This window comes from Bacillota bacterium (assembly GCA_036504675.1).
In the GTDB taxonomy this organism is placed as follows: domain Bacteria; phylum Bacillota; class Sulfobacillia; order JAJYWN01; family JAJZPE01; genus DASXUT01.
On sequence record DASXUT010000010.1, the window covers coordinates 1 to 11,424 of the forward strand.

General features: G+C 66.5%; 9 protein-coding genes and 1 pseudogene. 2 read left to right on the plus strand and 8 right to left on the minus strand.

Features of this window, described 5'->3' with window-relative positions; translation table 11 throughout:
* From VGL40_00515 to VGL40_00525, 3 genes are all read right to left on the minus strand, one after another.
* Positions 1 to 366 (minus strand): MaoC/PaaZ C-terminal domain-containing protein (locus VGL40_00515; GenBank protein HEY3313757.1); only part of this gene is annotated, 366 nt, incomplete at its 3' end.
* Positions 367 to 378: 12 nt separating this feature from the next.
* On the minus strand, positions 379 to 1,818 hold the full coding sequence (locus VGL40_00520; protein ID HEY3313758.1) for a 4-hydroxyphenylacetate 3-hydroxylase family protein: 1,440 nt from the start codon (positions 1,816 to 1,818) through the stop codon (positions 379 to 381).
* Between the two features lie 91 nt (positions 1,819 to 1,909).
* Entirely contained in the window at positions 1,910 to 2,218 is a 309-nt protein-coding gene (locus VGL40_00525; GenBank protein ID HEY3313759.1) for a hypothetical protein, read from the minus strand.
* Positions 2,219 to 2,387: 169 nt separating this feature from the next.
* Between VGL40_00525 and VGL40_00530 the strand changes: the two genes are divergently transcribed.
* Positions 2,388 to 3,311, plus strand: coding sequence for an NYN domain-containing protein (locus VGL40_00530; protein HEY3313760.1), 924 nt, complete (start codon positions 2,388 to 2,390; stop codon positions 3,309 to 3,311).
* A 162-nt stretch (positions 3,312 to 3,473) separates the two neighbouring features.
* Here VGL40_00530 and VGL40_00535 read toward each other — a convergent pair.
* Positions 3,474 to 4,915 (minus strand): annotated as a pseudogene (locus VGL40_00535) (pyruvate formate lyase family protein).
* Between the two features lie 17 nt (positions 4,916 to 4,932).
* Entirely contained in the window at positions 4,933 to 5,850 is a 918-nt protein-coding gene (locus VGL40_00540; protein ID HEY3313761.1) for a glycyl-radical enzyme activating protein, read from the minus strand.
* A 308-nt stretch (positions 5,851 to 6,158) separates the two neighbouring features.
* Between VGL40_00540 and VGL40_00545 the strand changes: the two genes are divergently transcribed.
* The gene (locus tag VGL40_00545) at positions 6,159 to 7,721 is read left to right on the plus strand and encodes a WG repeat-containing protein (GenBank protein HEY3313762.1); all 1,563 of its coding nucleotides are present in this window, start codon (positions 6,159 to 6,161) and stop codon (positions 7,719 to 7,721) included.
* A gap of 118 nt (positions 7,722 to 7,839) precedes the next feature.
* On the opposite strand, the gene VGL40_00550 is transcribed toward VGL40_00545, so the two are convergent.
* From VGL40_00550 to VGL40_00560, 3 genes are all read right to left on the minus strand, one after another.
* On the minus strand, positions 7,840 to 9,828 hold the full coding sequence (locus VGL40_00550; protein HEY3313763.1) for a hypothetical protein: 1,989 nt from the start codon (positions 9,826 to 9,828) through the stop codon (positions 7,840 to 7,842).
* Between the two features lie 204 nt (positions 9,829 to 10,032).
* Positions 10,033 to 10,905, minus strand: coding sequence for a tetrahydromethanopterin S-methyltransferase subunit H (locus VGL40_00555; protein HEY3313764.1), 873 nt, complete (start codon positions 10,903 to 10,905; stop codon positions 10,033 to 10,035).
* A 10-nt stretch (positions 10,906 to 10,915) separates the two neighbouring features.
* Positions 10,916 to 11,424: monomethylamine:corrinoid methyltransferase (locus VGL40_00560; GenBank protein ID HEY3313765.1), on the minus strand; the 509-nt coding region annotated here is incomplete at its 5' end.

Genomic DNA, 11,424 nt, shown 5'->3' on the forward strand with positions numbered 1-11,424 from the left:
GCGAACGACGCCCCGGTCGGGCTTGCTCTTGGACTCCCGCTTGTCGATGACCTTGACGACCACATGGATGGTATCCCCGAAAAAGGTCGGGGCCTTGAACTCCAGGGACTCGATCCCCAGGAAGGCGATGACCGTTCCCTCCAGGAGCCCGAGCCGGAAGACCAGGCCGTGGGAGACCGCCAGGACCAGGAGGCCGTGGGCGATCCTCCGACCGAACTGGCTCTGGCGCATGAACTCTTCGTCGGTGTGGAGCGGGTTGTAATCCCCGCTGAGGGCGGCGAAGTTGACGACATCGGTCTCGGTGATCGTCCGGGCGGGGGTGACTTGCTCCTCCCCGACCTCGAAGTCCTCAAAGTATTTGCCCAGGTCGACCCCCCCTTAGATTCCCGCCAATTCCCTGGCCAGGCGCTTCTTTCCTTCCAGGTTGGCCTGGCGGGCGATGACCACCCGCATCGCCTGAGGCGAACCCGCCCCGTGCATCGACTCGGTCCGGTAGGCCACAGCGGCCGCCCCGATCGTCAGGTTCTCGACCAGCCGCAGCATCCGCAGGCGGCACTCGGTCTTGATCCCGGCCACGCCGGCCAGGTACTTCTCCATGTACGGCCCGGTCTCCGGGCTCCTCAGGTCGGCCTCGGACGGCAGGGTGACCAGCAGCCCCCCGGCGATGTCCTCGGCCAACCGGGCGATCTCGTACGGGAAGCGGGTCACGTTCAGCTTGCAGACGTTGGCCAGGAGCAGGTCGACCAGGTAGACGCCGGAGGCAGTCGGCTTGCCCTCGGCCGAACAGGCCAGCCCGCAGGCGTAGAGGGTCTCGTTCAAATGGACCATCTCGACCAGCTTGTCCTTGATGTGTGAGGCGTCCTTGACCCCGACGTACTCGGCCAGGTTGGCCGCCGCCCCAATGAGGATGTCCCCCACCCCCACCTTGCACCCGCCGTAGCTCTGGCGGTGATAGGCCGCGAAGCGCTCGACCAGGGTCCCGGCGAACTCGTACTCGCGGTACATGAAGACGCGCTCCCAGGGGACGAAGACGTCGTCGAAAACGGCCAGGCACTCATGGCCGCCGAAGCGGGGGTTGCCGACGTCCATCGTGCCGCCTTCGAGCTTCCGGGTGTCAGAGGCCTGGCGGCCGACGATGTAAGTGATCCCCGCGGTGTCGCTGGGGACGGCGAAGGACACGGCGTAGGCGGCGTCCTCCTCTTTCATGGCCATGGTCGGCATGACGACAATCTCGTGGGAGTTGAGGGCGCCGGTCTGGTGGCCCTTGGCCCCGCGGACGACCATCCCGTCCTTCTTCACCTCGACAACGTGGACGAAGAGGTCCGGGTCGGCCTGCTGGCTGGGACGCTTGGAGCGATCGCCCTTGAGGTCGGTCATCGCCCCGTCACAGACCAGGTCCTCGTCCTGGACGCGCTGGAGGAAGCGGGCGAAGCGGCGGTGGTAGTCCGTCCCCTTGGCCTGGTCGATCTCGAAGGTCACGCTGGCCAGAGCGTTCATGGCGTCCATCCCGACGCAGCGTTGGAAGCAGGTGCCCGTTTTCTGGCCGAGGAGCCGTTGCATCTTGACCTTGGCCACCAGGTCCTCGGGGCTCTGGTGGACGTGGGTGAAGCGGTTGACCGGGCGGCCGCTCAAGTGGGACTTGGCCGTCATCAGCGCGGTCTGGGCCGGGTCGCCGGCCAGTTCGTAGGTCATGGCCACGGCGTCCAGCGACGGCCGGAGCATCGGGTGCTCGGCCGGGCAGTCGACCAGCTTGCCGAGGACGTAGGCTCTGGGCTTCATTCGCTTGATGCTGTCTTTATACTCCTGGGCGGTTTTCACGCTCTTCTCTCCCCCTTCAACGAAAGGCCCGACCCGCCCGACTGAGGCTGGGTGGCCCAGGGCATTGATTCTACGGCCGCGCCACCGAATCCTACTTGCCCATCCCCTCGACGGCGAAGACCCGCGTCGGGGAGGCCTCGAGGCCCCTCAGCTTCAGCGGCGCGACGATCAGGAAGCATTCCGGGTCCTTGAGCTTCGGGGTGTTACAGATATACTCGAGGATGTAGACGTCGTGGGCCAGCAGGACGTTGTGGGCCGGGATGTCCTTCGAGCCGAACAGGTCCCTGCTATTGCCACCTTTCTGAAAAAGGGCTTTCCGGGGAGGACTGGGGGCCGCCCGGAAGGAGAAACCGAGGCTTTGGGAAGCCGGTCGAAAAACCTTGTTTGCGCCGGGAGGCACCGGAGGTTATAATAGTGGCACTGGAGGGAGACCGGAAAGCCTCTGAATTAATACCACTACTGGGTCTCCGGCCATCGCCAATAAGTGCGGCCCCTAAGATTTCGGTTCTGTACGAACCTTGACAATGACAACCCGCCCGCCATTTCTATGAGGAGGTTGATTGCCCCAGATGCCTGCAAGTAGTGAGAAAGTGGCCGTCTTCATCGACTTCGAGAACATCCAATACAGTTACCACAACCTCTTTGGGGTGAGCCCCGACCCACAAGAACTGATCAGACTGGCTCAACGCTACGGCAACATCGTCCACGCCAAAGCCTTCGCCGACTTCCAGCAGCCCCACCTGAGGAAGATGATGGGCCAGCTCAGGACGGCCAGTATCGAATGCAGCGACGTCCCCGCCGAGGTCCGCGGGACACGGATCAAGGACTACGCCGACTTCGCCATGCTCGAGGACATTTACCAGACCTATCTGGACCGCGACGATATCAAGACCTTCCTCCTGATGACCGGCGACGGCCACTTCGCCAGCACCGTCGCCAAGTTGAGAGTTCGCTTCCAGCTCGAAGTGGTGATCGTTGGGGTCAAGGGCTCCGTCAGTCAAGAATTGAGGGCCAGCGCCACCGTGGTCCACGAGCTCGAGGGGCCGGCGACCCGGCCGGTCCAGGAGGTCGAGGTCATCAGGGCCCTGGCCACCGGGGAAAGGAACCTGCCCTTCGTCGGCGTCAGCCAGTTCGTCAAGTACTTCTCCGGCTCCGGAGCCACCAGTCCATCCGAGGTTCATAAGGCCATCGACCGGCTGCTGGCTGAAGGCGCGGTCGAGGAGTTCATGAGGGATCATAATGGTTACCGCACTCGGGCGATTAAGTTGATTCGAACGCATGCCAAGATCCAGGAGGCCCTGCAGGGTCAAGGGGCTGAGGGACAGCCCGGACCCGAAGGGCCGGCCGAAGTGGCCTCGTCAACTGTGGCGTTGGCGCCGGCCACGCCGGTCGCGGCGCCGGCCACGACGACCCCGATGTCGCCCTCGGTGGCGACGCCGGAGGTCACTGAGGCCGGCGGTGAGAGGACCGGCGACGCCGGTGAGATGATTTAGCCAAGACAACTTTTGGTGCGGGCGGAAGATAGGAAATCAGCAACGGCAGGGGCTCTTGTAGGCCCCTGCCGTCTTTTGTCGCTGGCCCGGCGGGATGAGGCCCGTCGGCGGCGTACACCCCGCGGGAAGAGTCTCGCCGGTGGGCGGCCGCGGCTGGCGGCTTCACCAATCCGAGTGCTCCGTCCGGGCGATGATCTCGTCCTGGAGGGCGCGGGTCAGGTCGCAGAAGTAGTCGCTGTAGCCCGCCACCCGGACGATGAGGTCGCGGTGCTTGTCCGGTTCGGTCTGGGCTTCGCGGAGGGTCCGGACGCTGACCACGTTGAACTGGATATGGTGGCCGCCGAGCTTGAAGTACGAACGGACGAGGTGGGCCAGGTTGTCGAGGCCCTCCTCCCCCTCCAGGACCTGCGGCGAGAACTTCTGGTTCAGGAGGGTCCCGCCGGTGCGGGCGTGGTCCAGTTTGCCGGCCGACCTCAGGACGGCCGTCGGTCCGCGCCGGTCGGCGCCCTGGACCGGGGAGATGCCTTCCGATAGCGGTTGCCCGGCCCGCCTCCCATCCGGGGCGGCGCCGGTGACCGAGCCGAAGTAGACGTGGCAGGTGGTCGGGAGCATGTTGATCCGGTAGACCCCGCCGCGCCGGTTGGGCCGGCCGTCGACCGCTTCGAAGAAGGCGTTGAAGACCTCGACCGCCAGGGCGTCAGCGCAGTCGTCAGCTGGTCCAGGCGCCCCGGGTTGAAGGCATCCCACGTGTTGAGCTCGGTGATCACCCCGAGGTGGACGAACCAGTAAGCCTGGAGGGCTTCGTGGAAGTCCCGAGGGGCGTTGGCCGGGACGCGACGGCAAACCTCGGCGACGTGGAGGATCTCGGCCCGGCGGGCCGGGTCGGTTTCCGCGCCGGCCATCGACCGGGCCTTCTCCGCGTGGCGCTCGGCGAAGCGGATGATCGCCTCGGCGCAGATCCGCATGGCCCGCAGTTCCTCACGCTGGTCGCGCTCGGCGGGGGACGTGTCGGCGGGCTCCGCGGTCGGTCGGGTCCGCCGTTGCGCGTCCAGCCGGGCCAGCCGTTCGTCGATCTCGGCGATGAGGTCGCGGAAGCCCTTCTTGTAGATCTTGTCGCCGGCCACCGTGTGGCCGGGCGCCCGCTGTTCCATGAACTCGGTGAAAATGCCCGCCTCGTAGGCGGCCTTCCACTCGTCGGTCATGGCCGCAAAGAGCTGGTCGCGAACCGTGCGCCCGCGCCAGAAGGGGGTGATCTCCTCCTCGTAGACGCGGAAGGTCTCCGGGTCGACCTTGAAGGCAATCCTCTCCCGGGAGTCCAGCACGCGGAGGTCCTCATGGCTGTGGCAGCACAGCTCGGGGTAGGTCGGGGCGGCCTTCGGCCGCGGTCCGCGCTCGCCGACGATAAGCTCGCCGCGGCCGACGTGGATCTCCTGGTTCTCCATCAGGTGCCTGAAGGCGAGGCCCCGGAGGACGGCCGGCGAGGCGTCGGGGCAGACCTCCGGCGCCCGGCGGTAGAAGTCGGTCGTCAGGATGGCTCGCTCGGCCGAGAGCGACGGCGTCGCCTCGATGCTCTCGCGGCGCAGTTCGGCAACCCTGGGGTTCATGATCGTCCCTCCGTTCTTCAGTGTCCGACTCGGACCTTGAGTCCGAAGCCCATTAGCCGGGCAGCCACGGCCGAGACGGCGGCGTCCGGCGGCGTGGTCAGGTCGGGCAGGGCGTAGGGCCGGCCGAGCCGTCGATACTTGTCGACCCCGGCCCGGTGGTAGGGCAGCAGGCCCACTTCCCGAATGGTCTTCACCGACGACAGGAATTCTCCCACCAGGACGGCGTTGGCTTCGTCGTCGTTGACCCCGGGGATGAGCGGGATGCGGACGACGACGTGGTTGTGTCGGTCGGCCAGGGCGCGCAGGTTCCGCAGGATCACATCGTTGGGTTGACCGGTGAAGGCGAGGTGCTTCTCCGGATCCATCACCTTGAGGTCATAGAGAAAAAGATCGACCATGTGGGCGATGGACAGGAGGGTCTCCGTGGCCGCCAGCCCGGAAGTGTCGACGGCCGTGCGCAGACCGTGCTCCCGGGCGGCCTCGAGGAGCCCGCTCAGGAAGGCCGGCTGAGCCAGTGGCTCGCCCCCGGAGAAGGTGACCCCGCCGCCCGACTGGTCGAAGAAGATCGTGTCCCGATCGATCGCCGCCATGACCTCGCCAACGCTCATCTCCCGCCCGGCCAGCTGACGGGCGCCCGTTAGGCAGGCCGCGGCACAGCGTCCGCACTGCCGGCACCTGGCCGCATCGGTGATGGAGAGTGCGCCCACCGGCCCCCCGACGGCTATCGCCCCGTTAGGGCAGGCCTTCACGCATTCACCGCAACCGGTGCAACGTTCGTCTCGGAACAATAGGTCGGGCGTAGTCTCGATGCCCTCGGGGTTGTGGCACCACCGGCAGCGCAGCGGGCAGCCTTTGAGAAAGACGGTTATCCGGATGCCCGGGCCGTCCCGGGTCGAGAACCGCATGATGTCGAAGACGCGTCCGCTCTGATTCAATGGACTCCCCTTTTCCTGCCCCGAAGACGCCTGCCTGACCCGCGAGGAGGGTTCGACACCCCGGCGCCGGCCACCTTTCGTGACAGCAGGCCGCGACGCCCCCGCGGGGTCTCCCGCCCCGCCGAAGGTCTGGTCGGATTATTGGACCAGGCTCGGCGGAGAGGGCAGTAAGACCAGTCCTGAGCGTCTGGTACCAAGACCGGGTCCTCCAGGGAGGATTTGGGCATCGCTCCAAGAATGGGCAAGGAGGGGCCTTTTGCCTTCCGCAACGGTGCCTCGACAGTGCGTTAAGGAGGACGAGTGAGTAGATGAGGGCTGCAGCTGGGAAAGTAATCGCCGCGCTCTGTGCCGTCTTACTCCTATCCGTGGCGTTGCCTTCACTCGCCCCCGTATCGGCCGCGGGAGTCCAGCCCACGTGGGTCCTCGGGCCGACCCGGGAATGGGGCTACGGGGGCCCGGGCAGCCTCAGCGAGGGGCTGGCCCTGGTGGAGAAGAACGGTAAGTACGGGTTCATCGACAAGACCGGCAAGCTCGTCATCGGGTATCAGTTCAACGACGCCTACGGCTTCAGCGACGGACTGGCGGCCGTGCAAGTGAAAGACAAATGGGGATTCATCAACAAGACCGGCCAGTACGTGATCACCCCGCGGTTCCCGGCGGTGTCGAGCGGCTTCAGCGAAGGCTTCGCCATCGTCTACGACGACACCGGGGACCACAAGTTCATCGACAAGACCGGGGCCATAGTCCTTCCGCAGCTCTACAACATCCTTGGGAGCTTCCACGAAGGGCTGGCGGCTATCTCTAACGCCGATTACCAGACCGGCTTCGTCGACACCACCGGGGCCTATGTCATTTCCCCGAGGTTCGATTCGATCGGACGAGGGGGGTTCGCTGACGGGCTGGCTCCGGTGAAGGTCAGCGTGAGCATGTTCGGCAAGATGTTCGGCTATACGGACAAGACGGGGACGCTGGCCTTCCCGGCCAAGTTCGCCACAGCTTACAGCTTCAGCGACGGCTTGGCCAGGGTCCTGGACGACCTCATCGGCGGACACTGGGGGTTCATCGACAAGACCGGCGAGTATGTCATCCCCGCCCAGTTCGAGGAGGTCGATGCCTTCAGCGAGGGGCTGGCCCCGGTCAGGCTGCCGGACGGTAAGTGGGGCTTCATCGACAAGACCGGGAAGTGGGTCATCGAGCCGCAGTTCGACGTGGCCTCGCCCTTCAGCGAAGGCCTGGCCTCGGTCGGCACGGCCGGCAACTGTGGCTTCATCGCCAACCCCCTCAGTGCCCGGGCCCCCAAGGACGAGGCCGATTCCTGGGCCAAGGCTGAGGTTGACGCGGCCATCGCCGCCGGCCTCGTCCCCCAGAGCCTGCAATCGGGGTACAAGAGCAACATCACCCGCGAGGACTTCTGCGCCCTGGCGGTCAACCTGATCGTGGTCAAGACGGGCAAGCCCATCGAGACCATCCTGGCCGAGAAGTCCCTGGTCATCAACAGAGGGGTCTTCACCGACACTCAGAACGACACCGTCCTGGCGGCCAACGTCCTCGGGATCGTCGGCGGCAAGGGCTACGGGCGCTTCGACCCGCAGGGCTCGATCACCCGTCAGGAGGCGGCGGTGATGCTCACCCGGACGGCCAAAGTGTTGGGCTACTCCCCATCCGGCCAGGAGGTCGCCTTCAGCGACGCCTCCAGTATCCAGTCCTGGGCCAAGGATGCCGTCTCCTTCATCTCCGCGGCAATGGACGTCAAAAGCAACCGGGCGGTCATGGGCGGCACGGGGAACAACGCCTTCTCTCCGAATGGGACCTACACCCGTCAGCAGGCCTTCACGACGATGATCCGGCTGTCCAACGCGATGGGGCAGTAGTCCCGCCATCAGCCTGCCTCAGGCGTGGTAGGCGTCAATCAGCGTACGACAACGAAGCCCTTGAGAGCGGTCGATACCGCTCCCGAGGGCTTTGTCATCCCCAGTAGCAGCCCGGTGGTCATGACCCATCGCCGGGAGAAACCGCGGAGGGTCTAACGACAAAAAGACTGGATCCGTCGGCCGACCACCCGATCAGCCTGCCGGGGCCGCGGTCGGTGAGGGTCTCAGTGGTCAGGTCGTAGAGCATGACCCTGGCTTCTTCATCCGGCTGGGCGCCGGAGATGACCTGGAAAGCCAGGAACGCGCCGTTGGGGGAGAACCTCATGGCCGACGAGAAAGGACGGGACGACCCGAGGTACTGGCGGCCGCTCGGGAGGCGTACCGAGCGAGTCGAGCCGGCCGCCAGGGCGACGATGACGACGCGGTCCGAGACGACGCCCGCAGCCGTTCTCCCATCGGCCGAGATGGCCAACTCCTTCTGGAACCCGGCGATCGGCACGGCGACGGGGATGTCGGCGGGCGGGGCGATGGTCGTCTTGGCCCCCGTCTCCAGGTCGACCACGGCCAACGGGTGGTTGGCGACGGACAGGTCGTTGAAGATGAGGGTCTTCCCGTCGCGGTCGATGGCCATGCCCACGGGGGGCCCGTAGAAATCGGACATGGCGGGGATTTGAGCGACGGCCTTGAAGGAGCTGTCGCGACCGGTGGGGGATTTCGGGTGGAAGACCCACAGGTCCACCGTGACCCGGTGGCCGCCGTCGCGGGAGGACTGATCCGGGCTCCGGATCAGGTAGGCGGTGGTCCAGCCGTCGCCGGAAACAGCCAGCCCATCGAAGATGAATTCGCCGCCGACACCGGCCTTCATGCAGGTGTCCGGGTCATCCCACGCGTCGGCGGTGGAGACGGTCACCTCGCGGACGGAGGCCGCCCAGATCCGGCCGGCATCCGCTAACCCGATGTCCTGCACCCCGCCGCTCTTGTGGTGAAGGTCCTCCGCCCGGCCGTCGGGGGTCAACAACTTCGGGACGTACCACGGCGGCGCGTCCCCTGAGTCCCCGATGGCCGTGTCGTTCAGACTTTCGAGGGCCAAGAACCGCCGGCCATCCTGGTCGACGTCGATCACCGGAAGCCCGGGGTTCAGGGTGAGGATCGGCTTCTCGGCGCCGCCGCCCGGCCCCTCCCCGCCTCCGGTCACCCCATCCACCGGGCCCGCCGCCGGGACCCGGAACACCGCGACCGGCGCCCTGACCGTGACCCACAGGTCCCCGTCATAGGACACGGCGACCCCTTCTTTATCGAGGGCACCGTTCGGAGAGATCAGGTAGTGCCGGCCGACCGCCCGGAGCTTGCCCGCCCCCGGGCCGGCGTCCATTTCCAGGCTGACCTCGACCGTCTTGCCGCCCTTCCACTTGTAGACCGGGCTGGGCGGCGAGACCGGAACATCCGGCGGGTACGCGGAGGCACTTGCCGTCAGGGCCCTGGCGACCGTCGCCTCGACCGAGGCCCGGTCCATCGCCTTACTGAAGTCGATCCTGAAGGTGTGGAGCCCGGCGGCCAGGTCATAGCCCCCGCGCGGGCCGGTGTAGGGAACGGCAACGTTCTCGTTTCCGACTTCGACGATGGTGAAGGTGCTGACGGTCTTCCGCCGTTCGATGGTCAGGGTGAAGTCCCGTGAGAGAGCGGTAGCGGTCGGCCCGCCCAGGGGAGCGCCTTGCTTGAGGGTGAAGCCGATCCTGGGGACCTCGTGGTCCGGCCAGAGGATGTCGATGACGAATTCCTTTTCCCACTCGGCCGTGTTGAAACGGACCTCCCCGGGCTCGAGGACCAGGAAGGGTTTGACCCCCTCGAGGGTCGTCCCCTTGGGCAGGCGGAGTTTGACGGTCACCTCGCCGGTGCCGACGGCGACCTGTTGGCCGGGGGAAACCGGCATCCGCAGGACTTCCGCGGCGCGCCTGACCTCCCAGACCTCCGCCGTGACGCCCGGGATGGGCTCCGCCTTGGCCGCGCCGGGCGAGACGGGGCTCGGGCCGGCCCCGCCCCCTCGGCACCCTCCGAGCAGGGCGAGGGCCAGAAGAATGGCAAGGGCGAGGGTGGCCCTAGGCTTCACTGTGTTACCTCCCCGATGGGCTTCCCTACCGAGTAAGACGTCGGAAACCTGGGAGTGGTTCCCTTGGCGCGGGGGCCTTGGAATGAACCATTTTGGGTCGGGGAACCCGCCGCCGAGGGAAGGGTCACCCTGTAAGTCAAGGATCGGCGCGCGGAAAACCCCTCCGTCCATCCGGACGGAGGGGTTCAAAGCAGCATTACTCAGTCAGCCCCGCTGGTCACGTTCCCTGGCCGCCTCTCTCGCGGCGTAGGCCAGCATCCCCTGGAGTTCCTGGACGGCGGGATAGACCCAGGGAGCGTTGGCCGGGGAGCCGTAGAAAACGAAATCGGCTCCCCAGGCCAGTGGAAGGCTGAAGGCGGCCGCGGTTACCGCCGCCAAGACCTTCGGTGGCGGACGGCGATCGCGGATCCACAGGTAGACGGCGTTGCACGGGGCGCAGCCGACCCTGACCCGGAACATCTCCCTGGCCCTGGCCAGGGTCAGGGCCGACCAACCGATGCTGGGCAGGTCGAGTACCCCGGCATCGACCCAGACATCATCGACGCCGCGGCTCTGCAGCCGGGCAATGAGTCCGCCCTGGGAGTCGTCCGCCCCTCCCGTGAGGAGCTTCAATCGCTCGGAAGGCCGAATGACGGTGCTGCCCAGGGCCAGCACCACCGCCCGCCTGAGGCCGCTGTCCTGGACGACGTCCAGTTCCTCCCGGCTCACCCGCTCGTCAATGGAGTTGTAGATCAACCGGTCGGCCAGAGGTGAACCCTTCAGTTGCCGGACCACCTGGATGCGGGCGGAGCGGTCGGCCGAATCGAGCATCATCAGGTCATCGCAATTCTCGGCGACGAACTCCAGGTGACGACGCAAGGCCTCGGCCGTGTCGCCGATGACGTCGATCACCCGGGGCAGGCCGCAGGCCTTAGCCACGTCCTCCTCGCGGCGGAGGAGGGCCCGGGCCGCCCGGGCGTCAAAGAGACCCTTGTCGTTGTCCCACACGAGCTTCTGGCCGCGGAAGAAGAGGCTTCCGACCATCGTCGGCGGCCCGGAGGGAACCTCTGTCGCCTTGATCATGGCGCCCATCGTCATCGGTCCATCCTCAAAAGAGCCCCATGGTCGCCAGCTTCTCCTTGGCCGCGTCATACTCACGGCGCCAGTCGTCGGCCGGCTCGACCCGGTTGACGTCGTAGACCTCGGAGAACGGTTGACCGAGCCGCGGGGCGGTGAAAGTGTCGCGGTACGCCGGGAGGAGTTGCAGGATCAGTTCGTTGGCCCGCCCATAGCTCAAGCCGCGGTCGACGACCGCCCGGCCCACCTCGGCCATGAGTCTCGCCTCAAGACCGCTGGCGTTGGCCGTCTTGCCGTTGGTCGCCGCGACCCCCAGGAGGTGCATCCCGCCGCTGACGTTGGCGATGGCGTTGGCCGCCGTTTCATAGAGGAGTTCGGGCGCCCCGGCACCATTGGTGGCGAAGATGTCGCCGACCAGGATGAGGGGCTGATGCCGAGCGAACGCCCGGCCGACCAGGTTGATGACCCACATCACCTCGGGGACGCTGGTCGACGTGTGACGGACGTGAACGGGATGGCACAGGTGGAGGTGGGCCTGGT